Origin of the sequence: Chryseobacterium sp. 2987 (assembly GCF_031456375.1) — a bacterium.
GTDB classification, from domain to species: Bacteria; Bacteroidota; Bacteroidia; order Flavobacteriales; family Weeksellaceae; genus Chryseobacterium; species Chryseobacterium vaccae.
This window is the reverse complement of record NZ_JAVDUN010000006.1, coordinates 54,122-73,852: the sequence shown is the minus strand read 5'-3', so window position 1 is coordinate 73,852 and position 19,731 is coordinate 54,122. Positions and strand designations below refer to the sequence as shown.

The 19,731-nt window shown below is 35.9% G+C and carries 28 protein-coding genes; 27 read left to right on the top strand and 1 reads right to left on the bottom strand.

The window, feature by feature from the left end; all coding sequences use genetic code 11:
- From rplN to J2Y40_RS17885, 19 genes are all read left to right on the top strand, one after another.
- Positions 1–369: a 50S ribosomal protein L14 gene (gene rplN / locus J2Y40_RS17975; protein ID WP_007839504.1), complete on the top strand. Its 369-nt coding sequence runs from the start codon at positions 1–3 to the stop codon at positions 367–369.
- 21 nt (positions 370–390) lie between these two features.
- Positions 391–717: a 50S ribosomal protein L24 gene (gene rplX, locus J2Y40_RS17970; protein WP_047427597.1), complete on the top strand. Its 327-nt coding sequence runs from the start codon at positions 391–393 to the stop codon at positions 715–717.
- A 13-nt stretch (positions 718–730) separates the two neighbouring features.
- Entirely contained in the window at positions 731–1,282 is a 552-nt protein-coding gene (gene rplE / locus J2Y40_RS17965; protein WP_062700841.1) for a 50S ribosomal protein L5, read from the top strand.
- 3 nt (positions 1,283–1,285) lie between these two features.
- Positions 1,286–1,555 carry a 30S ribosomal protein S14 gene (rpsN, locus tag J2Y40_RS17960; RefSeq protein ID WP_002983233.1) on the top strand — a complete coding sequence of 90 codons (270 nt, stop codon included), beginning with the start codon at positions 1,286–1,288 and terminating at the stop codon, positions 1,553–1,555.
- 146 nt (positions 1,556–1,701) lie between these two features.
- The gene (gene rpsH / locus J2Y40_RS17955) at positions 1,702–2,100 is read left to right on the top strand and encodes a 30S ribosomal protein S8 (RefSeq protein WP_153397646.1); all 399 of its coding nucleotides are present in this window, start codon (positions 1,702–1,704) and stop codon (positions 2,098–2,100) included.
- A 17-nt stretch (positions 2,101–2,117) separates the two neighbouring features.
- Positions 2,118–2,663 (top strand): 50S ribosomal protein L6, encoded by a 546-nt coding sequence (gene rplF, locus J2Y40_RS17950; protein ID WP_153397648.1) that lies wholly within the window; start codon positions 2,118–2,120, stop codon positions 2,661–2,663.
- Positions 2,664–2,678: 15 nt separating this feature from the next.
- Entirely contained in the window at positions 2,679–3,032 is a 354-nt protein-coding gene (gene rplR / locus J2Y40_RS17945; protein ID WP_027371711.1) for a 50S ribosomal protein L18, read from the top strand.
- A 20-nt stretch (positions 3,033–3,052) separates the two neighbouring features.
- Complete coding sequence (rpsE, locus tag J2Y40_RS17940; protein ID WP_034703137.1) at positions 3,053–3,574, top strand: 30S ribosomal protein S5; 522 nt, start codon at positions 3,053–3,055, stop codon at positions 3,572–3,574.
- A gap of 11 nt (positions 3,575–3,585) precedes the next feature.
- Positions 3,586–3,762 (top strand): 50S ribosomal protein L30, encoded by a 177-nt coding sequence (rpmD, locus tag J2Y40_RS17935; RefSeq protein ID WP_029297759.1) that lies wholly within the window; start codon positions 3,586–3,588, stop codon positions 3,760–3,762.
- A gap of 19 nt (positions 3,763–3,781) precedes the next feature.
- Positions 3,782–4,231 (top strand): 50S ribosomal protein L15, encoded by a 450-nt coding sequence (rplO, locus tag J2Y40_RS17930; protein WP_153397650.1) that lies wholly within the window; start codon positions 3,782–3,784, stop codon positions 4,229–4,231.
- A gap of 9 nt (positions 4,232–4,240) precedes the next feature.
- Positions 4,241–5,620, top strand: coding sequence for a preprotein translocase subunit SecY (secY, locus tag J2Y40_RS17925; protein WP_153397652.1), 1,380 nt, complete (start codon positions 4,241–4,243; stop codon positions 5,618–5,620).
- Between the two features lie 3 nt (positions 5,621–5,623).
- Positions 5,624–5,839 carry a translation initiation factor IF-1 gene (infA, locus tag J2Y40_RS17920; RefSeq protein ID WP_034684855.1) on the top strand — a complete coding sequence of 72 codons (216 nt, stop codon included), beginning with the start codon at positions 5,624–5,626 and terminating at the stop codon, positions 5,837–5,839.
- A gap of 114 nt (positions 5,840–5,953) precedes the next feature.
- Positions 5,954–6,070, top strand: a complete 117-nt coding sequence (gene rpmJ, locus J2Y40_RS17915) for a 50S ribosomal protein L36 (RefSeq protein ID WP_007839480.1) — start codon at positions 5,954–5,956, stop codon at positions 6,068–6,070.
- A gap of 9 nt (positions 6,071–6,079) precedes the next feature.
- The gene (rpsM, locus tag J2Y40_RS17910; RefSeq protein ID WP_002983260.1) at positions 6,080–6,457 is read left to right on the top strand and encodes a 30S ribosomal protein S13; all 378 of its coding nucleotides are present in this window, start codon (positions 6,080–6,082) and stop codon (positions 6,455–6,457) included.
- A gap of 12 nt (positions 6,458–6,469) precedes the next feature.
- The gene (rpsK, locus tag J2Y40_RS17905; RefSeq protein WP_153397654.1) at positions 6,470–6,859 is read left to right on the top strand and encodes a 30S ribosomal protein S11; all 390 of its coding nucleotides are present in this window, start codon (positions 6,470–6,472) and stop codon (positions 6,857–6,859) included.
- 19 nt (positions 6,860–6,878) lie between these two features.
- Entirely contained in the window at positions 6,879–7,487 is a 609-nt protein-coding gene (rpsD, locus tag J2Y40_RS17900) for a 30S ribosomal protein S4 (protein WP_062700853.1), read from the top strand.
- A gap of 33 nt (positions 7,488–7,520) precedes the next feature.
- Positions 7,521–8,516, top strand: coding sequence for a DNA-directed RNA polymerase subunit alpha (locus tag J2Y40_RS17895; protein WP_045491108.1), 996 nt, complete (start codon positions 7,521–7,523; stop codon positions 8,514–8,516).
- 6 nt (positions 8,517–8,522) lie between these two features.
- Positions 8,523–9,044: a 50S ribosomal protein L17 gene (gene rplQ / locus J2Y40_RS17890; RefSeq protein ID WP_068940268.1), complete on the top strand. Its 522-nt coding sequence runs from the start codon at positions 8,523–8,525 to the stop codon at positions 9,042–9,044.
- A 305-nt stretch (positions 9,045–9,349) separates the two neighbouring features.
- Positions 9,350–10,174, top strand: a complete 825-nt coding sequence (locus J2Y40_RS17885) for an N-acetylmuramoyl-L-alanine amidase (RefSeq protein WP_153397656.1) — start codon at positions 9,350–9,352, stop codon at positions 10,172–10,174.
- Positions 10,175–10,230: 56 nt separating this feature from the next.
- Here the strand turns inward: J2Y40_RS17885 and J2Y40_RS17880 are convergent, their stop codons facing one another.
- On the bottom strand, positions 10,231–10,665 hold the full coding sequence (locus J2Y40_RS17880) for a hypothetical protein (RefSeq protein ID WP_310000536.1): 435 nt from the start codon (positions 10,663–10,665) through the stop codon (positions 10,231–10,233).
- Positions 10,666–10,846: 181 nt separating this feature from the next.
- On the opposite strand from J2Y40_RS17880, the gene J2Y40_RS17875 reads away from it, so the two are divergent.
- The 8 genes from J2Y40_RS17875 to J2Y40_RS17840 all read left to right on the top strand — a co-directional run bounded on the left by J2Y40_RS17875 (position 10,847) and on the right by J2Y40_RS17840 (position 19,709).
- Positions 10,847–11,479, top strand: a complete 633-nt coding sequence (locus J2Y40_RS17875; protein ID WP_153397660.1) for a response regulator transcription factor — start codon at positions 10,847–10,849, stop codon at positions 11,477–11,479.
- Between the two features lie 6 nt (positions 11,480–11,485).
- Positions 11,486–12,202 carry a hypothetical protein gene (locus J2Y40_RS17870; protein ID WP_310000532.1) on the top strand — a complete coding sequence of 239 codons (717 nt, stop codon included), beginning with the start codon at positions 11,486–11,488 and terminating at the stop codon, positions 12,200–12,202.
- A 628-nt stretch (positions 12,203–12,830) separates the two neighbouring features.
- Positions 12,831–13,625, top strand: a complete 795-nt coding sequence (locus tag J2Y40_RS17865) for a histidine kinase (protein WP_310000530.1) — start codon at positions 12,831–12,833, stop codon at positions 13,623–13,625.
- Positions 13,626–13,649: 24 nt separating this feature from the next.
- On the top strand, positions 13,650–14,255 hold the full coding sequence (locus J2Y40_RS17860; protein WP_310000527.1) for a hypothetical protein: 606 nt from the start codon (positions 13,650–13,652) through the stop codon (positions 14,253–14,255).
- A 187-nt stretch (positions 14,256–14,442) separates the two neighbouring features.
- Positions 14,443–15,477: a YEATS-associated helix-containing protein gene (locus tag J2Y40_RS17855; RefSeq protein ID WP_310000524.1), complete on the top strand. Its 1,035-nt coding sequence runs from the start codon at positions 14,443–14,445 to the stop codon at positions 15,475–15,477.
- 200 nt (positions 15,478–15,677) lie between these two features.
- Entirely contained in the window at positions 15,678–16,970 is a 1,293-nt protein-coding gene (gene eno / locus J2Y40_RS17850) for a phosphopyruvate hydratase (protein WP_310000522.1), read from the top strand.
- An 81-nt stretch (positions 16,971–17,051) separates the two neighbouring features.
- Positions 17,052–18,338: a citrate synthase gene (locus J2Y40_RS17845; protein WP_153397672.1), complete on the top strand. Its 1,287-nt coding sequence runs from the start codon at positions 17,052–17,054 to the stop codon at positions 18,336–18,338.
- A gap of 312 nt (positions 18,339–18,650) precedes the next feature.
- Positions 18,651–19,709: an AraC family transcriptional regulator gene (locus J2Y40_RS17840; protein WP_153397674.1), complete on the top strand. Its 1,059-nt coding sequence runs from the start codon at positions 18,651–18,653 to the stop codon at positions 19,707–19,709.
- The last annotated feature ends 22 nt before the right edge of the window (positions 19,710–19,731 follow it).

Sequence of the window (19,731 nt, the reverse complement as noted above, 5' to 3'; positions counted from 1 at the left end):
ATGTTACAAACAGAATCAAGATTAAAAGTTGCTGATAATACAGGTGCAAAAGAAGTACTAGTTATCAGAGTTCTGGGAGGAACCAGAAGAAGATATGCTTCAGTTGGTGATAAAATCGTTGTTACTATCAAGGATTCTACACCATCAGGAAACGCTAAAAAAGGTCAGGTATCTAAAGCTGTAGTAGTAAGAACTAAAAAAGCGGTTAGAAGAAAAGATGGTTCATACATCAAATTCGAAGACAATGCTTGTGTATTACTAAACGCAGCAGGAGAAATGAGAGGAACACGTGTTTTCGGACCGGTTGCTCGTGAGTTGAGAGACAAAGAATATATGAAAATCATTTCATTAGCTCCTGAAGTACTTTAATTTTTAAAATTTTTAAACAAAATGTCAAAGTTAAAAATAAAAAGAGGAGATAACGTAATCATTACTACTGGTAAGAAAGATATCAAAGGTAAGACTGGTGAAGTTATTGAAGTGATCAAAAAAGAAGGAAGAGATCCAAGAGTAATCGTTGCAGGTCTTAACATCGTTAAAAAACACGTTAAGCCTTCAGCCTCTAACCCTCAAGGTGGAATTACTGAAAAAGAAGCTTCTATTCATATCTCAAACGTAGCTTTAGTTGGTAAAGACGGAAAAGCTATCAAAATCGGTTACAAAATCGAAGGAGATAAGAAAGTAAGAATCAACAAAAAAACGGGTGAAACTTTATAATTTAAATTAACACATGGAATTTATAGCAAGACCCAAAAAAATATATCAAGAGAAAATTGTTCCTGCAATGATGGAAGAATTTGGGTACAAGTCAATCATGCAAGTACCTAAATTAGAGAAAATCGTTATTTCACAAGGTTTAGGTGATGCTACTGCAGATAAAAAAATCATTGATTATGCTGTAGAAGAATTAACGATGATTACTGGCCAGAAAGCAGTAGGAACTATCTCTAAGAAAGACGAAGCTGCTTTCAAGTTGAGAAAAGGTATGCCTGTAGGAGCTAAAGTAACATTAAGAGCTCAGAGAATGTATGAGTTCTTAGACAGACTTACTTCTTCTGCTTTGCCACGTATCAGAGATTTCTCTGGTATTAAAGCAGATGGTTTCGATGGTAGAGGTAATTACAACTTAGGTATTACTGAGCAAATTATCTTCCCAGAAATCGCAATCGACAAAGTGAAAAAAATCCAGGGGATGGACATCACTTTCGTTACTACTGCGAAAACTGATAAAGAAGCTAAAGCATTATTAACTCACTTCGGTTTACCATTTAAAAAGAACTAAGAAATGGCTAAAGAATCAATGAAAGCGCGTGAGCGCAAAAGAGAAGCACTAGTTGCTAAATACGCTGCTAAAAGACAAGCTCTTAAAGAAGCTGGTGATTATGAAGGACTTCAGAAATTACCTAAAAATGCTTCTCCTGTAAGATTACACAACAGATGTAAACTAACAGGTAGACCAAGAGGATACATGAGAACGTTCGGAATTTCCAGAGTAACTTTCAGAGAAATGGCAAACAACGGTCTTATCCCAGGAGTAAGAAAAGCCAGTTGGTAATAATTACTAATTAAAATCGGGACAATTAAGTTGTCAAGATACTAAAGATAAAAAATATCAGACCGAAGATTTCTGAAGTCTGATATTTTACTCTTCAAGTCTTTTCAAAACTGATTGTTCTTTAACCAATAATTTATAAAAGAAAAATGGTAACAGATCCAATTTCAGATTTCCTAACAAGAGTAAGGAACGCACAAAGCGCAGGCCACAAAGTGGTGGAAATTCCTGCATCGAAAATCAAAAAGGAGATTACTAAGATCTTATTTGATCAAGGGTATATCTTAAACTTTAAGTTTGAAGATAACGCTGTTCAAGGTTCGATCAAAATCGCTTTAAAGTACGATAAACAAACCAACAAACCTGCTATTAAGTCTATTCAGAGAGCTTCAAGACCAGGTTTAAGACAGTACAAAGGTTCTGATGAACTTCCAAGAGTACTAAACGGTTTGGGTATAGCTATCATCTCTACTTCTAAAGGAGTAATGACTGATAAGAAAGCTAGAGAAGAAAAAGTAGGCGGTGAAGTAATCTGCTATGTTTATTAATTTTTAATCAGAGGAAAATGTCAAGAATTGGTAAAGCAATTATAACAATTCCAGCTGGAGTTACAGTAACTGAAAATAACGGTACTGTAACAGTAAAAGGACCTAAAGGAGAACTTTCTCAGGAACTTACGGCAGGAATTACTTTAGAACAGAAAGATGGTGAACTTAATGTAAACAGACCATCTGATTCTAAACAACACAAAGCGCTTCACGGTTTATACAGAGCGTTGATCAACAACATGATTGTTGGTGTTGCACAAGGTTTCGAAAAGAAACTAGAACTAGTAGGGGTAGGATACAGAGCATCTCACACAGGTCAAAAACTTGAGTTAGCTTTAGGATTCTCTCACGGTATCGTATTAGAACTTCCTAGCGAAGTAAAATTAGATACATTGACTGAAAAAGGTAAAAACCCAATTATTACTTTAGCGTCTCATGACAAGCAACTTCTAGGAATGGTTACTGCAAAGATCCGTTCTTTCAGAAAGCCTGAGCCATACAAAGGAAAAGGTGTAAGATTCGTAGGGGAAATTGTTAGACGTAAAGCTGGTAAATCTGCTTAATAAATTATAAGTATTATGGCATTAAGTAAATTAGAAAAAAGAATAAGAATCAAAAGAAGAGTAAGAGGGAAAATCTCTGGTTCTTCTGAATTGCCAAGATTATCTGTATACAAAAGTAATAAGGAAATTTACGCTCAGTTAATCGATGATAAAAATGGTACAACTCTAGCATCAGCTTCTTCAAGAGAAAAAGGTGTAGACGCTAAAGGAACCAAGACTGAAGTTTCTGCTGCTGTAGGTAAAGCTATCGCTGCTAAAGCAATCGCTGCAGGAATTGAAAGTATTGTATTTGACAGAAACGGTTTCGTATACCACGGTAGAGTAAAAGCTCTAGCTGATGGTGCGAGAGAAGGAGGACTTAAATTCTAATCATAAAAATTTCGGAAAATATGTTAGGACTAGATAATATAGAAAGAGTAAAACCGGGAGGATTAGAATTAAAAGATCGTCTCGTAGCTGTTAACAGAGTAACAAAAGTAACCAAAGGAGGTAGAGCTTTCGGATTTTCTGCTATCGTTGTAGTAGGTAATGAAGACGGAGTAATCGGTCACGGTTTAGGAAAATCTAAAGAAGTAGCTTCTGCAATTGCTAAAGCTGTTGAAGATGCTAAGAAAAACCTTGTGAAAGTTCCTGTAATGAACCACACTATTCCTCACCAAACTACAGCAAGATACGGTGGAGCAGATATCTTCTTAAGACCTGCTTCTCACGGTACAGGACTTATCGCCGGTGGTGCGGTAAGAGCGGTATTGGAATCTGCTGGTATTCACGATATCCTTTCAAAATCTAAAGGATCTTCTAACCCTCACAACGTGGTGAAAGCTACTTTCAAAGCGTTATTGGATATCAGAAGACCTGAAGAGATTGCTAGAATGAGAGGAGTTTCTCTAAGTAAAGTGTTTAACGGTTAATAATTAAAACAATGGCAACAATCAAAGTAAAGCAAGTAAGAAGCGCTATTGGAAGAACAAAAACCCAAAAGAGAACGCTTGAAGCATTAGGATTAAAGAAACTTCACCAAGTTGTAGAACACGAAGCTACTCCTTCTATCTTAGGAATGATAGCTGCAGTTAGTCATTTACTTGAAGTTCAAAAATAATTTTTAAAATAATTTTAAAATGAATTTAAACAACATAAAACCAGCTGCAGGATCTACTTTCAATTCAAAAAGAATTGGTAGAGGTCAGGGTACTGGAAAAGGAGGTACATCTACAAAAGGACATAAAGGACAGAAAGCAAGAGCTGGTTATTCTCAGAAAATCGGTTTCGAAGGTGGACAGATGCCTTTACAAAGAAGATTACCTAAATTCGGTTTCAAAAACATTAACAGAAAAGAGTTTAGAGGAATTAACCTTGATACTATCCAAACATTAATCGAGAACAAATCCATCACTGGAGATATCACGAAAGAAGTTTTAGTAGAAAACGGTTTAGTTTCTAAAAACGAATTAGTGAAAATTATGGGTAGAGGAGAATTGAAATCTGCGGTTTCAATCTCTGCTGACAAGTTCACTAAATCTGCTGAAGAGCTTATTGCTAAGGCAGGTGGAAAAGCAATTACCTTATAATACTTACTAATGAAAGAATTTATACAAACACTTAAAAATATTTGGAGCCTAAAGGAACTAAGAGAAAAAATTCTCTTTACGTTAGGTATTATCCTTGTGTATAGATTCGCATCTTATATCTCACTTCCCGCAATTAACCTTGCAGAAGTGGGAGATCTCTTAGAGCATTATAAAAATCAAGGCGGTAACAAGCAAGGAGCAGGTCTCCTTGGCTTGCTTTCGTCGTTTACGGGGGGAGCTTTCAGCCACGCTTCCGTAATGGCGTTGGGTATCATGCCTTATATTTCTGCTTCTATTATTGTTCAGTTGATGGGGATGGCTATTCCTTATCTTCAGAAGCTTCAGAAAGATGGAGAGTCAGGTAGAAATACATTGAATCAGATTACAAGATGGTTAACTATTGGTGTTTGTTTAGTACAGGCTCCTTCTTATTTAACCTCAATTACTCAATTATTCTTACCGTATGCTCAATTCCAGTCTGCATATTTTGTAGAGCCAAATTCTATCATGTTCTGGTTACCAAGTATTGTTATCCTGGTTGCCGGTTCGGTATTCGCAATGTGGTTGGGTGAGAAAATCACCGACAAAGGTATCGGAAACGGTATCTCTATCCTTATTATGGTGGGGATCCTTTCAAGATTACCTGAAGCATTCGTACAGGAAATGGCCGTGCAGAACGGAAAAGGAGGAATGGGATCTATCATGATCCTTATTGAAGTATTATTCTGGATGTTGGTTGTTCTTTTAGCAGTAATCCTATCGGTAGCTGTTAGAAAAATTCCAATTCAGTATGTAAGCAGAGCTCAAGCAAGAGGAGGTGTAAACAGAAATCTAATGCAGGGAGCAAGACAATGGATCCCATTGAAAGTAAATGCTGCTGGTGTAATGCCGATTATCTTTGCTCAGGCATTGATGTTCGTACCAGGATTATTAACAAAATTCGATGAGTCCAATACTTTTCTTGCAGGTTTCAAGAATGTTTTTAGCTGGCAGTACAACGTATTGTTTGCGCTATTAATTATTATCTTCTCATTTTTCTATACTGCGATTACAATTCCGGTAAACCAGATGGCTGATGATTTGAAGAGAAATGGAGGTTTAGTACCGAAAGTAAGACCCGGTAAAGAAACAGCTGATTATTTAGATGATATTTTATCAAAAATTACCTTGCCAGGTGCAATTTTTTTATCTATCTTTGCAGTCCTTCCGGCAATTGTGCATGGAAGCTTTGTTCAGACAGATGCGTTTGCCCTATTTTTCGGGGGAACGTCACTATTGATTATGGTGGGAGTAATTTTAGATACTGTTCAACAGATTAATACATATCTGCTGAACCATCACTATGATGGCTTAATGCAGTCTAAATTGTCAAGAACGACTGGATATTAATTTATGGCAAAACAAAAACATATTGAACAAGACGGCGTTATAACGGAAGCTCTTTCGAACGCCCAGTTCCGTGTAGAGCTGGAAAATGGGCATATCCTTATTGCTCATATCTCTGGTAAAATGAGAATGCATTATATTAAACTTTTACCTGGAGACAAGGTAAAACTAGAAATGTCTCCCTATGATTTAACGAAAGGGAGAATCACATTTAGATATTAAAAAACAAATGCCAAATGGAATATTTATTCCATTTGGCTCTTGTTGAAAAATAAATACTATCAGAAATGAAATCGCAAGATTCCATTTAACATTAGTAAAAATAAATACTATCAAATGAAAGTTAGAGCATCAATTAAAAAAAGAAGTGCTGACTGCAAAATCGTACGCAGAAAAGGTGTACTGTTTGTAATCAACAAAAAGAACCCAAAATTTAAACAAAGACAAGGCTAACATTAAATTATGGCGAGAATTGCAGGTATTGATTTACCAAAAAACAAAAGAGGTGTTATCGGTTTAACTTACATCTACGGAGTTGGAAGAAGTACTTCTTCCGAAATCCTTAAAGCTGCCGGTATCAGCGAAGACAAGAAAGTCAACGAATGGAATGACGATGAATTGGCTGCAATCAGAACCTATATCTCTGAAAACGTAAAAGTTGAAGGAGAATTGAGATCTGAAGTGCAATTGAACATCAAGAGATTGATGGACATAGGATGCCAACGAGGAATACGTCACAGACTAGGACTACCTTTAAGAGGCCAGAGAACGAAAAATAACTCTAGAACCCGTAAAGGAAAGAGAAAAACTGTTGCTAACAAGAAAAAGGCAAGTAAATAATCGTTAGGAATTATGGCAAAACAATCTAAAGTAGTTAAAAAAAGAAAAGTAAAAGTTGAAGCTATTGGTGAAGCGCATATTCAAGCTTCTTTCAATAACATCATCATTTCTTTAACAAATAAAAACGGAGAAGTTATCTCTTGGGCATCTGCCGGTAAAATGGGTTTCAGAGGTTCTAAAAAGAATACTCCATTTGCTGCTCAAATGGCAGCAGAAAATTGCTCTAATGTTGCTCACGAAGCTGGGTTAAGAAGAGTTAAGGTGTTTGTGAAAGGTCCTGGTGCAGGTAGAGAATCTGCAATCAGAACGATCCACAATTCAGGAATTGAAGTTAGTGAAATCGTTGATGTGACTCCTATGCCACACAATGGATGTAGACCACCGAAAAGAAGAAGAGTTTAATTTTTAGAATTTACCCATTATGGCAAGATATATTGGACCTAAAACTAAGATTGCTAGAAAGTTTGGTGCTGCAATCTACGGAGATGACAAAAACTTCGAAAAAAGAAAAAACCAACCGCCAGGACAACACGGTCCTAACAAGAGAAGAGGTGCTAAAAAATCAGAATATGCAGTTCAGCTAGCTGAAAAACAAAAAGCTAAATATACTTACGGTATTTTAGAAAGACAGTTTGCTAACTTATTTGAAAAAGCACACAGAAGTAAAGGAGTAACAGGGGAAGTTCTATTACAACTTTGCGAATCTAGACTGGATAACGTAGTATACAGATTAGGTTTTGCTAAAACAAGATCTGCTGCTAGACAATTAGTTTCTCACAGACACATCACTGTGAACGGAGAAATTCTTAACATCCCTTCGTATTTGGTAAAAGCTGGTGATGTAATCGCTGTAAGAGAAAAATCTAAATCTCTTGAAGTTGTTACAGATGCATTAGCTTCTAAAGCAAATTATGAGTGGTTACAATTCAACGATGAGAAGAAAGAAGGTACCTTCATTTCTGCTCCTGAAAGAATCCAGATTCCGGAAGACATCAAGGAGAACCTTATCGTCGAACTTTACTCTAAATAATTTTTTAATCAAATTTTTGCTCAACCCAATAATATGGCAATTTTACAATTCATAAAACCCGATAAAGTAATTTTACTTAACTCTGATGAATTTAAAGGTCAATTTGAATTCAGACCTTTAGAACCAGGTTTCGGGCTTACAATCGGTAATGCTTTGAGAAGAGTGTTGCTTTCTTCTCTGGAAGGATACGCTATTTCATCTATCAAAATAGAAGGTGTAGAGCACGAATTTTCAACTATTCCAGGAGTAATCGAAGACGTTACTGAAATTATTCTTAACCTTAAGCAGGTTAGATTAAAAGCTTCAGCAGAAGGCCAGGCTAACGAGCAGGTGGTTGCTAAAGTTTCAGGTCAAACGGTTATTACTGCTGGGGATTTAGGAAAGTCTATCAACGGATTTGAGGTGCTGAACCCGGATCTTGTGATCTGCAACCTAAATACTGATGTAACTTTCGAAATTACTTTCAATATTGAAAAAGGTAGAGGGTATGTTCCTTCTGAACAAAATAAATCAAACAATGCACCAGTAGGTACTATTGCTATTGATTCTATTTTCACGCCGATTAAGAAAGTACAATACAGCATTGAAAATTATCGTGTAGAGCAAAAAACAGACTACGAAAAACTTGTATTAGATATAGAAACTGACGGGTCTATCAGCCCTCAGAATGCTTTAACTGAAGCTTCTAAGATATTAATTTATCACTTCATGCTGTTCTCTGATGAGAGAATCACGCTTGAAACTGAAGCCGTAAAAGCGTCTATCCAATACGATGAAGAAACGCTTCATACAAGACAACTTCTTAAGTCTAAATTAGCAGATATGGATCTTTCCGTAAGAGCCCTTAACTGTCTGAAAGCAGCTGAAGTAGAAACTCTTGGAGAACTGGTTTCTTACAGTAAGTCTGATTTGATGAAATTCAGAAATTTTGGTAAAAAATCTTTGACAGAACTAGAAGAATTAGTGCATTCAAAAGGTCTTAACTTCGGTTTCGACGTTGCAAAATATAAGTTAGACGCTGATAAATAATTAATAATGAGACACGGTAAAAAATTCAATCACTTAGGAAGAACAGCTTCTCACAGAAGTGCTTTACTTTCTAATATGGCTTGTTCTCTAATTGAGCATAAAAGAATCAACACTACTGTAGCTAAAGCTAAAGCTTTAAGAGTATATGTTGAGCCTCTATTAACAAAAGCAAAAGAAGATACTACACACAACAGAAGAGTAGTATTCTCTTACCTTCAAAATAAATTTGCGGTTGCTGAATTATTCAGAACTGTAGCTCCTAAAATCGCTGAAAGAAACGGTGGTTATACAAGAATCATTAAGACAGGTTTCAGACCAGGTGATGCTGCTGATATGGCTCTTATCGAATTGGTAGATTTCAACGAGCTTTACAACCCTAATGCTGAAGAGAAAAAAGCTACAAGAAGAAGCAGAAGATCAACTGCTGCACCTAAAAAAGCAGAAGCTGTAGTAGCTGATGCTCCTGCAGTAGAAGAGAAAGTAGAAGAAGCTAAAGCTGATACTACTGAAGAAAAAACTGAAGAATAATATTCATTCAGATATCAATGAAAAACCATCCGATTCCGGATGGTTTTTTTGTTGGTTTGTCCCACTCTAAAAAGGTTGACTAAAAAGCATAAATATATCTCTAGCAAACCTGAAATAAATAAGATAAACGAAAATTTTGTTAAAAACGTTCATCATTATTTATCCTTGTTTAACCTCGTGGCTAATAAAAAATCGGCTGACTTTGATTTTTATCTCGTAATTATTTGAGGAGGAAGAATACCCCTAAAGTGTAATTGACTGATATTTTAAAATAAAAGAAATTTGAGTTTCTAAAAATACCGATCATGAAAGTTTTAAAAGACAAATTATCAAAAACAGTTTCAGGAGAGAGCATCAGTTTTACAGATACTCCCAATAAGGAAGGAAATATTGTTCCGGAATATATCATTATTCATTTTACTGCTGGAAGAAGTGCAGAGAGTTCCGTAAGCTGGTTCAAAGATCCTGCAGCTAAAGCTTCTGCTCATCTTGTCATAGACAGGGAAGGGAAGATTACCCAAATGGTAGACTTTAACAGAAAAGCATGGCATGCCGGAAAAAGCCGATGGGCAGACCGTTCAGGATTTAACGATTTCTCTATAGGAATAGAACTGGATAATCCCGGAAGGCTTACCAATGTGAATGACAGATTCTATGCATGGTTTGGAAAGGAATATCCAAAAGAATTTGTGGTCAGAGAAAAACATAAGCATGAAGAGAATGATTCCTATTGGCATAATTTTACAGAGAAGCAGATCGATTCCTGTTTCCGGGTTTGCAAACTACTGATGGAGACTTATAACATTAAAGATATTCTGGGACATGATGATATTGCGCCTTTCAGGAAAAATGATCCCGGACCTGTATTTCCAATGGAAAGCTTTAGGGCAAAATTGTTAGGAAGAGAGGATGACACTGCGGACATTTATCAGGTGACGGCAGATCAGGTTAATATAAGAAAAGGAGCCGGAACTGAGTTTGATTCAATCATGAAGCTTAAAAAAGGAACTCAGGTAGAATTTATCAAAAGCAAGCTGGGCTGGTTCTATGTCTATGTTTTACTGAAACCGGTAAACGGAGAAGAACCTGTATACGGCTGGATCAACAGTGATCTGTTGAAGAAAATATAACTTACATACACCATAAATAAAAGTCCCCCAATTTTCATTGAGGGACTTTGCTGTTTCTATATCTTGGTTCTCTTCAGTTCGATCACATTATTGCCTTGTTCAAGGTGAAGGCTGTCTCCTTTTACCCTGGCTGTCATATCGTCTTTTTTATAGACGGTTTCACCATCTTTTGTTTCTGTTTTAGGAAGGGTGAATGTTTTCTTATTGCTGGTAATGGCCACCGTATTTTCCTTAGGATCATTCTTGAATACAACTTTTACCAGTGTTCCGTCTGTTGCTTTATAAACGAAATCTGTTTTTTCTGTTTTCTGACCGTTTACTTCAGTTGTAGAAGAACTCTGCGTTACCGAATCAATTTTCCCGTTGTTGTCAGTGATTACTGTTTCAGAGCTGTCGGTTTTGATGATGCTCTTGTTTCCGCTTTCACTTTTTTTACAGCCAACTAATGATAATGCAGCTGCTGAAACTGCTATTAAAAGCCCTTTTTTCATGATATTTTATTTTTTTTAATGGGTTGGGTATAAATTGTTTTAGAATGGTAATCAAAAATTGATTAAATTTAATAGAAACAAAAAGTAAACCAACAGCCATGAATTCAAGCCTTAAAATTACACAAAAGTGTAATTGATTCCGCTCTGTTTTCTTCAGAAATTTGTCTTAAACAAAAAAACAATGAGCATTTCCATAGCCATAGTAGAAGACGAAAAAAACTACAACAATGCGTTGAAGAAGGTCATCAATTACCAGGATGATATGAAAGTTGTCGCCCAGTTTTTCGATGGAAGCGAAGCCCTGAAAAATCTCTCCGATATTTCCCCGGATGTCGTGATGATGGATATCCAGCTTCAGGATATGCTCGGCATCGAAATTATTGAGAAACTGAAAAAGGATATGCCGAATACCCAGTTTATCATGTGTACCAGTTTTGAAGATGATGAAAAGATCTTCAATTCCCTTAAAGCTGGTGCAATGGGCTACCTGATTAAAGGAGAAAGCATGGACAAGATCCTTTCCTCAATCCGGGATGTCTACAACGGTGGTGCCCCCATGAGTTTTTCCATTGCCCGCAAAGTACTCAGCCATTTTGAGAGAAAACGTCCCGAGATAAAAGATTTTGAAGAGCTTACTGCAAGAGAAAAAGAAGTGCTGGAACTTCTTTCACAGGGACTTTTGTATAAAGAGATTGCTGATAAAAAATGCATCAGCACAGACACCGTAAAAAAACACGTAGGAAACATCTACAGGAAGCTGCATGTCAGCAATAAGGTAGAAGCCATTAATAAATTTAACCAATTTAAAAACTAAAAGATTATGAAAGCAAAAAATTTATTGATATTACTTTTCACTTCGGTGTTGATATTATCTTGTAACAAAAAACTATCTGATAGTGGAGAAAATGCTTCTCAATTAAATGAAACTTTATCCATAACAAAGGATACTGTAAAGAATAATTCATTCGATTCAATAAGTATTGCTAAGCGTGATTCTGTATTTCAAGATATAAAGCCATCTGAACATGAGGAAATTAAAGGAAAATATAATAAGATATTTGATGGAACTGATTTAGAAGCAAAAGTATTTGAAATTAATGGGTCTTCATTTAATGCTTTGCTGAAAAAATATAAGAGTTCTAAAAAGTATCTTGATATATATTTTATCTTAGATGGCTCAGGACAAAGAAATCTTATATTAAAATTTACCAGCGAACCAATAGGTGAAAATTTTACTTTAAAAAATGGAGATCATCAATACATAATCAATAACAAAAACCTACAGCTGGCAGACAGTGAAAGTTTATTGGATCTGAGTAAGAAATTTATTGTAAGATACGAAAATGAAATAAAGCGATTGCCTAATAAGCGTCATACTATTTTAACAAGGGATGAATTAGCTAAAATAAAAGATGTCTACGGCATATTAAAACTTTATCCATGTATAGATAATACAGATAAGGCAAGTCTTACAAGTGAATATAAAGATGCTTCAGGAAATACGATGTATGGTAATAGAGGTTCATTATATCCATAATTTATGATACTTTATATATACTTTTTTATTTTTTTTTGCTGTGTGGTATTTTCACTGGCACAAAAGATTAAGGGTATCAATAATGATTATCTTTATATTTATTTAACGTTGATATTTTTAATAGATTTCAGCGTTTTACTTTTTGCAAAATTTTTTAAAACTGATATCACGGGAATTTATTTTTTTTCTGATTTAACTACTATACTTTTTACCTATTTATATTTTGTGCTGCAATTTTCCAAGGAGAGAAAAATACTAGTGTTAACTGTCCTATGTTTAGTTTTTCTATTTTTAAATATAGCGAACTGGTCAAAAAAAAATTACGAAGATTCCTGGGGGCTGATAAGTTGTTTTTACACCATTTTTGTATGTCTGTTTGGATTTTATAAAATAATTGAAAGCAGTTCAAGCTCGGATAAAAAAATTCAAGATCTTCCATTTTTTTGGTATGGTACTGCGATGCTTTTATGGTGTGTAATTTTTTTATTAAGAATAGTTCCAAGGTTCTATTTTCAGAATACAGATAAGCTATTTATGGACGGAGTAAGAAATTTCTTTGGTGTTATAAACATTATTACTTATTGTTTGTTTTTTTACTTATTGTTAAAGTATAATAAAAATAAAAGAAATGTTGTATTTTGATAATCCTATTAAAACTACATATATTGTCACAATAGTAGTATCATTATTGTTGGTGAGTTTCATCGTTTTTGTGATTGTAACTTATAATAGACGTCAATTATTAAATCTCAAAGAAAAACAACTTCAACAGGCTGAATACGAAAACCAGCTCCTCCAAAAAGAACTCGAAAAACAGAAATCCATAGAAAAAGAACGGGAACGGATCTCCCACGATATGCATGACGACCTTGGAGCAGGAATCTCAGCATTGAAACTCCAGGCCGAATTCCTCAAACAGAAAGCAGAGGATGAAGATCTGCAGAACGATATCAATGAGCTTCTGAAAACCTCAGAAGAGATGAACCTCTCCATGCGGGAAATGCTGTGGAGCTTAAATTCAGGAAATGATACGCTGGGGAACTTTATAGATTATGCCGTGCAGTATGCTGATGGCTTTCTGAAAAGAACCAAAATAAAACTTTGGACAGAAAGTATAGACGTCATCACTGAAACCCCGATTTCTACTGAACTAAGACGTAATTTATTCTTATGTCTGAAAGAAGCGGTGAATAATGCATATAAACACAGCCAAGCAGATACCTTGAAAATTTCCTTTTTTCAGAATAAAAACGTTTTCCTGATGAATATTAAAGATAATGGAAAAGGAATCCTGGAAGAACATGCTGAAGGAAACGGCCTCCGGAATATGAAACGCAGAATGCAGGAACAGGAAGGAGAGTGCCGGATGATCACCTCCGAATCAGGAACCCATCTGATTTTCAAAATTTTATTATATATTTAAATATAAAACCTAAAAACAAATAACATGGAAACACAAGCTGTATTGAATGATTTGAATAATCATAAAATAAGCACAGAGCTGATGACAAAAATGAGAAATGGATTTTTAGAATCAGATTTAGCCCGGAATGAAAAACTCAATAAACATTTTTCTCTATCTCCGGAGTGTCTTAAATTTATTCAATCACAGGAACAATGCGAAGAACTTATTGTAGAACTATCCGAAATCAAAGGAGAGTTGGAACTCTTAGTGAGTTTGGATAGAGAATCGGAAATAAGATATAATTTATTCAATGTAGCTGCTCCAAGAGAAATACAGAACGACGAGTATAATACTTATAAGAATGATTTCGAAAAAAATAGTTCTGTGATATTAGATCATTTTATCTCTAAAGCAACTCAGGAATTGAAAAAAAGAAATACAAGAAAAATTTTTCTCCCTAAAGATCTTTTTATGAATGATGCTCAGATCACTTTATTGCCTGCATTGGTCACTCTTTTTGATATGGGAGATGAATATGAATTAAAATATTTTCAGCAGCTTACCTATGTCATCAATATAAAACCCAATAATAGCTGGGACATAGAGGAATGGTTTGACAGAAATGGATTATGCCCCCCCGGATGTTAATATTTTCCGGAATTCAATAATCATAATTAAAACTACAACAATAGCATCACTTCTATGAAATGATGCTTTTTTGTTTTTAGAGTCACCCTTTTGTGTAATTGACATGGACCCTTTTTAGAAGGAAATTTGAGTAACCCAAACTAAAGCATGGGACTCCCTTCCTGAATTAATTTAAAAAATCAAAATTATGGAATTATATTGTATCTTAGGTATTATGCTTGTAACAGGCATTTTAGGAGGCATTGTTAATTTTTATTCAGATGCCAATAAACAGACTGGAAGTGAATCAGCAGCCAGGTTGAGATCAGCAGGTGTGTGTATCCTTTTTGGAATTGCAGCCACCATTCTCGTTCCTTTATTTCTCAAATTTGCAGAAAGTAAACTTCTGGATGGAATTCGGCTTCATGATAAGAATTCACAATCGGAACAGAAATCGCCAGCCAGTATTAAAGCAAAACCGGTCGCTCATGTAATGTCAAAATCAGATTCTCTGCAGTCTAAACCTCAGATTAAAGAACCCATAACAGCAAAGCAGGACCAATCTAAAAGCACTTCTGAAGAAAAGAATTCTTTAGCTTCCGATTATCTGATCTGGACGGCTTATTGCCTTCTTGCTGCGTGTGCCGGTATGAGATTTATTGATCTTCTGATGTCTCGGGTAATTTCTAAAGAGTATATCAAGCAGGCAGAAACTACGATTAATGAGCAGAATAAAGAAATCAAAGATCTGAAGAAAGAATCAGTAATTGCCGAAAATAATTACAAAGTAAGCGAGCCTCTTCAGCTTCAGATGGCATCACAGGCCAGCGTCCTTAAAAGCGGTATCAGTACGGGAGAACAAAGTAAAATGTTACTTTCCCAGCTTCCACCGATTACTCATGCCAACGATCCGCAGAAAGGACGATTTGGTGGGAAGAACAATGTTAACGGGAAGACACTTAGTGTAGATTATGATTCATACATTATACCGGGATTTCTCAACCTGACTATTAAAGTTTCTGCCGATGAAGGAGAATTAACCAGTGACGTTTATCTGTTCCTGCACAACTCTTTCGCCAGATCCATCATCCATCTTGAAGGTTACGGGAAAGAAGAAGTGGAATATAAGATTCCTTCTTACGGAGCATTTACCATAGGAGCCATTCTGGATAACGGAGATACCCTTTTGGAGCTTGATATCGCAGAGCTGAAAAACTTTCCGGAAAGCTTCAGGAACAGATGAAACCACAACCTATCTATTTAAACCTGTAAACGCTCCAATATTCCGCAATATTAGAGCGTTTTTATTCTTTTGAACTGTTTGATTAACATAATATTAAAATTAACTAAAATTTAACTTGGATATGATCGATAAAATACTTTCTGAGTACCTCGAAAAATTCAAAAAATGATTAAATTTGTAGGAACTATAAAAAATAAAAAATGAGTGCAATTTCTTTCATAGAAGCGAGACAAATTCTGGATTCCAGAGGTAATCCTACCATTGAAGTAGATGTATTTACGGAAAGCGGTGCCATGGGGCGTGCTGCAGTTCCTTCAGGAGCTTCTACCGGTGAACACGAAGCCGTAGAATTACGTGACGGAGGTTCGGAATACATGGGGAAAGGAGTTCTGAAAGCCGTTGAAAATGTAAGAGAGGTAATTGCAGAAAACCTTATCGGGCAGCCTGTTTTTGAGCAGAATTTTATCGATAAGATCATGATTGATCTTGACGGAACTGCCAATAAAGGAAATCTAGGTGCGAATGCAATTTTAGGAGTTTCTTTAGCGGTTGCAAGAGCTGCAGCTGCTGAACTGGGAATGCCTTTATATAAATATGTTGGAGGAGTAAACGCCAATACACTTCCGGTTCCTATGATGAATGTTATCAACGGTGGTTCGCACTCAGATGCGCCTATCGCATTCCAGGAATTTATGATCATGCCGGTAAAAGCAGATTCTTTCTCTCATGCATTGAGAAAAGGAACTGAAATTTTCCACAACCTGAAATCGATTCTTCATTCAAGAGGGCTGTCTACAGCGGTAGGTGACGAAGGAGGTTTTGCTCCTACCTTCAAAGGAACTGAAGATGCTTTGGATACACTGCTTCAGGCTATCGAAAAAGCAGGATATAAGCCTGGTGACGATATTATGCTGGCATTAGACTGTGCTGCTTCAGAATTCTACAAAGACGGAATTTATGATTACAGAAAATTCCAGACAGCAGATGCTGCTCAGTTCTCAAGCAGTGAGCAGGTTTCTTACCTTGCTGAACTGGCTGCTAAATACCCAATCATTTCTATTGAAGATGGTATGCAGGAAAATGACTGGGAAGGATGGAAAATGCTTACCGATAAAATCGGAGACAGAGTACAGCTTGTAGGAGATGATTTATTCGTAACGAATGTTGAAAGATTGTCAAGAGGAGTAAAAGAAGGTATTGCGAATTCAATCCTTGTAAAAGTAAACCAGATTGGTTCTCTTTCTGAAACAATGGCTGCCGTGCAAATGGCTCAGAATAACAAATTCACTTCCGTAATGTCTCACAGGTCAGGAGAAACTGAAGACTCTACCATTGCAGATCTTGCAGTAGCTATGAATTGCGGACAAATCAAAACAGGTTCAGCTTCAAGATCAGACAGAATGGCGAAATACAACCAGCTTTTAAGAATTGAAGAAGCATTGGGCGATACTGCAATTTTCCCAGGTTTAGAAGCATTTAAAATAAAAAGATAATTGAATTTATAAATAACGGCAAGCGATAATTTTTGTTTGCCGTATTTTATGGAAAGTAGTATATTTAAAAAAAAATAAATAATGTCAGACAACAAAGTAATATTGAATTACGCAGGTAATTCATATGAATATCCCATCGTGGATAGCACTATCGGGGACAGAGGGATTGATATTTCAAAATTAAGAGACCAGACAGGTTTGATTACTCTGGATTTAGGGTACAAAAATACAGGAGCTACAATTAGCGACATCACTTACCTTGATGGAGATAAAGGAGAATTATTCTACAGAGGTTATCCAATCGAACAGATTGCTGAAAAATCTAACTTCACAGAAGTAATGTACCTTTTATTACACGGTGAATTACCAACTGCTGGTCAGTTTACTTCTTTCGAAAACAACATCAAAAAATATAACTTCGTAGCAGAGGAGATGAAAAAAATCATCGATGCTTTCCCTCGTTCTGCTCACCCTATGGGAGTTTTATCTTCTTTAACTTCCGCTTTAACTGCATTCAACCCGAAAGCCGTTAACGTAAACTCTAAAGAAGAAATGGATCACGCTGCTGAGCTGATGATCGCTAAATTCTCTCACCTTTGTGCGTGGACTTACAGAAAAACTTTAGGTTTACCGCTTAACCATGGAGATAACAGCCTTAACTACGTAGAGAACTTCTACAAAATGGCTTTCAGATTACCTAACGAAGAATTCGAAATCGATCCGGTTGTAGCTGGAGCTCTTGATAAATTATTAATCCTTCACGCAGATCACGAACAAAACTGTTCTACTTCTACAGTAAGAATGGTAGGTTCTGCTCATACAGGTCTTTTTGCATCTATCTCTGCAGGGGTTTCTGCACTTTGGGGACCACTTCACGGTGGGGCAAACCAGGCTGTAATCGAAATGCTTGAGCTTATCGAAAAAGATGGTGGAGATGTTAACAAATGGGTAGCAAAAGCAAAAGATAAGAATGATAGCTTCCGTTTGATGGGCTTCGGACACAGAGTTTACAAAAACTTTGACCCAAGAGCGAAAATTATTAAAAAAGCTGCTGACGATATCCTTAACGCATTAGGAATTCAGGATAAAGCTCTTGATATTGCAATGCAGTTAGAAAAAGTAGCTCTTGAAGATGAGTACTTCGTAGAAAGAAAACTATATCCAAACGTAGATTTCTATTCAGGAATTATCTACAGAGCATTAGGAATTCCTACAGAAATGTTTACTGTAATGTTTGCATTAGGAAGACTTCCGGGATGGATCTCTCAATGGAAAGAAATGAGATTAAAAGGAGACCCAATCGGAAGACCAAGACAGGTTTACCAAGGTGCTCAACAAAGAAACTATGTAGATATTTCAAACAGATAATATTTGTTTCTATTATACAAAATCCCAAGTAAACCTTGGGATTTTTTGTGTTCATGCCAGACCGTTTTTCCCGTTATCCACTCATACTTATCAAGCCAATATTTTTAAACTCTCTGGTCTATTGTGGATAACCGTTTCTATCGGTCTAAAATGATATATACGGAATTCTTTCATAGAAAATTTGTATGTCAATGAAATTGAATTCAATAATTTATTAAATTTACTCTCACTGAATATGAGTTTCGATGAAAACGAAATGATGAGAATTAGGTGCTCTTTTTTGTGATATTATAATAAAAAAACTAATTGATAATGACCTTTGGACAGCAGATGCTATTTTTCTTCAGTGCAGTAGGAGCTTTCAATGGGCTTTTGCTGGGCATTTATCTGTTGTTTGTCAAAAAACTGAAATACATCCCGGATTTTTTCCTTGGCCTTCTGCTTTTGATGCTGAGTATAAGGGTTGGGATTTCTGTTTGTATTTATTTTTATCCGGACTGGCCTAGAATCATTCCCCATTTAGGATTGGCCGCCTTGTTCTTTACAGGTCCGGCTTTGTATTATTATGTCAGATCTTCCTATCAACAAACATTTGATTTCAGGAAATGCAGCACTTCTTTTGGTATAATGACTCTTGTTTTAGGGATCGTAGGGTTGTTGTATTTAGCCTTTCCCATTACCTGGGATCATTATTTCGGAACCTTTATTTATACAGTTTGGTTTATCTTCGTTTTCCTTGCTGCATATCAGTTCTATGTTTTCTCAAAAGGAAATGCAAAAAGCTCCGGTAAATTCGTTTTTCCTGTACTCATCAGTAATGTGATCATCTTCTTAGCCTATCAGTTGATTTCCACTGGCTGGGTTCAAATTTACTGTGCAGGAGGAAGTCTTGTATTTTCGTTCGTGTTCTATGCGAACTTTTTGATCCTCTTCAATAAGAAATACAATCACGAACCTGTAAAGGAAATTAATAAATATTCCAATAAAAAGATATCAGGAGAGCTGGCAGACAGTTTTACTTCCAGGTTGGAAAGATTGATGAGTTCAGGGGAATTGTATAAAAACCCTAACTTGAAATTGGGTGATCTGGCCATGGAAATGAATATGTCCGCTCACCAGCTCTCTCAATTATTGAATGACAATTTGGGTAAAAGCTTTTCAATCTATATCAATGAATATCGAATCAATGAGGCTTGTGAAAAGATAGAAAACGGGTCTTATCTCAAGATAGAGGAGATTGGATATGAGGTGGGATTCAATTCCAAGTCAACATTTTTCTCTACTTTCAAAAAAATAAAAAATACTACTCCCATGCTATATAAGCAGTCGCAAATGCCTGTGGAGTCAGAACTTCAGAGTTCAAATTTATAATTTCGTACTGCTGAATTTCAAC

Excerpts from the sequence above, each read along its gene's own strand:
- rplN (WP_007839504.1), top strand. The coding sequence starts at position 1 with ATGTTACAAACAGAATCAAGATTAAAAGTTGCTGATAATACAGGTGCA.
- rplX (WP_047427597.1), top strand. The coding sequence starts at position 391 with ATGTCAAAGTTAAAAATAAAAAGAGGAGATAACGTAATCATTACTACT.
- rplE (WP_062700841.1), top strand. The coding sequence starts at position 731 with ATGGAATTTATAGCAAGACCCAAAAAAATATATCAAGAGAAAATTGTT.
- rpsN (WP_002983233.1), top strand. The coding sequence starts at position 1,286 with ATGGCTAAAGAATCAATGAAAGCGCGTGAGCGCAAAAGAGAAGCACTA.
- rpsH (WP_153397646.1), top strand. The coding sequence starts at position 1,702 with ATGGTAACAGATCCAATTTCAGATTTCCTAACAAGAGTAAGGAACGCA.
- rplF (WP_153397648.1), top strand. The coding sequence starts at position 2,118 with ATGTCAAGAATTGGTAAAGCAATTATAACAATTCCAGCTGGAGTTACA.
- rplR (WP_027371711.1), top strand. The coding sequence starts at position 2,679 with ATGGCATTAAGTAAATTAGAAAAAAGAATAAGAATCAAAAGAAGAGTA.
- rpsE (WP_034703137.1), top strand. The coding sequence starts at position 3,053 with ATGTTAGGACTAGATAATATAGAAAGAGTAAAACCGGGAGGATTAGAA.
- rpmD (WP_029297759.1), top strand. The coding sequence starts at position 3,586 with ATGGCAACAATCAAAGTAAAGCAAGTAAGAAGCGCTATTGGAAGAACA.
- rplO (WP_153397650.1), top strand. The coding sequence starts at position 3,782 with ATGAATTTAAACAACATAAAACCAGCTGCAGGATCTACTTTCAATTCA.
- secY (WP_153397652.1), top strand. The coding sequence starts at position 4,241 with ATGAAAGAATTTATACAAACACTTAAAAATATTTGGAGCCTAAAGGAA.
- infA (WP_034684855.1), top strand. The coding sequence starts at position 5,624 with ATGGCAAAACAAAAACATATTGAACAAGACGGCGTTATAACGGAAGCT.
- rpmJ (WP_007839480.1), top strand. The coding sequence starts at position 5,954 with ATGAAAGTTAGAGCATCAATTAAAAAAAGAAGTGCTGACTGCAAAATC.
- rpsM (WP_002983260.1), top strand. The coding sequence starts at position 6,080 with ATGGCGAGAATTGCAGGTATTGATTTACCAAAAAACAAAAGAGGTGTT.
- rpsK (WP_153397654.1), top strand. The coding sequence starts at position 6,470 with ATGGCAAAACAATCTAAAGTAGTTAAAAAAAGAAAAGTAAAAGTTGAA.
- rpsD (WP_062700853.1), top strand. The coding sequence starts at position 6,879 with ATGGCAAGATATATTGGACCTAAAACTAAGATTGCTAGAAAGTTTGGT.
- J2Y40_RS17895 (WP_045491108.1), top strand. The coding sequence starts at position 7,521 with ATGGCAATTTTACAATTCATAAAACCCGATAAAGTAATTTTACTTAAC.
- rplQ (WP_068940268.1), top strand. The coding sequence starts at position 8,523 with ATGAGACACGGTAAAAAATTCAATCACTTAGGAAGAACAGCTTCTCAC.
- J2Y40_RS17885 (WP_153397656.1), top strand. The coding sequence starts at position 9,350 with ATGAAAGTTTTAAAAGACAAATTATCAAAAACAGTTTCAGGAGAGAGC.
- J2Y40_RS17880 (WP_310000536.1), bottom strand. The coding sequence starts at position 10,665 with ATGAAAAAAGGGCTTTTAATAGCAGTTTCAGCAGCTGCATTATCATTA.
- J2Y40_RS17875 (WP_153397660.1), top strand. The coding sequence starts at position 10,847 with ATGAGCATTTCCATAGCCATAGTAGAAGACGAAAAAAACTACAACAAT.
- J2Y40_RS17870 (WP_310000532.1), top strand. The coding sequence starts at position 11,486 with ATGAAAGCAAAAAATTTATTGATATTACTTTTCACTTCGGTGTTGATA.
- J2Y40_RS17865 (WP_310000530.1), top strand. The coding sequence starts at position 12,831 with ATGTTGTATTTTGATAATCCTATTAAAACTACATATATTGTCACAATA.
- J2Y40_RS17860 (WP_310000527.1), top strand. The coding sequence starts at position 13,650 with ATGGAAACACAAGCTGTATTGAATGATTTGAATAATCATAAAATAAGC.
- J2Y40_RS17855 (WP_310000524.1), top strand. The coding sequence starts at position 14,443 with ATGGAATTATATTGTATCTTAGGTATTATGCTTGTAACAGGCATTTTA.
- eno (WP_310000522.1), top strand. The coding sequence starts at position 15,678 with ATGAGTGCAATTTCTTTCATAGAAGCGAGACAAATTCTGGATTCCAGA.
- J2Y40_RS17845 (WP_153397672.1), top strand. The coding sequence starts at position 17,052 with ATGTCAGACAACAAAGTAATATTGAATTACGCAGGTAATTCATATGAA.
- J2Y40_RS17840 (WP_153397674.1), top strand. The coding sequence starts at position 18,651 with ATGACCTTTGGACAGCAGATGCTATTTTTCTTCAGTGCAGTAGGAGCT.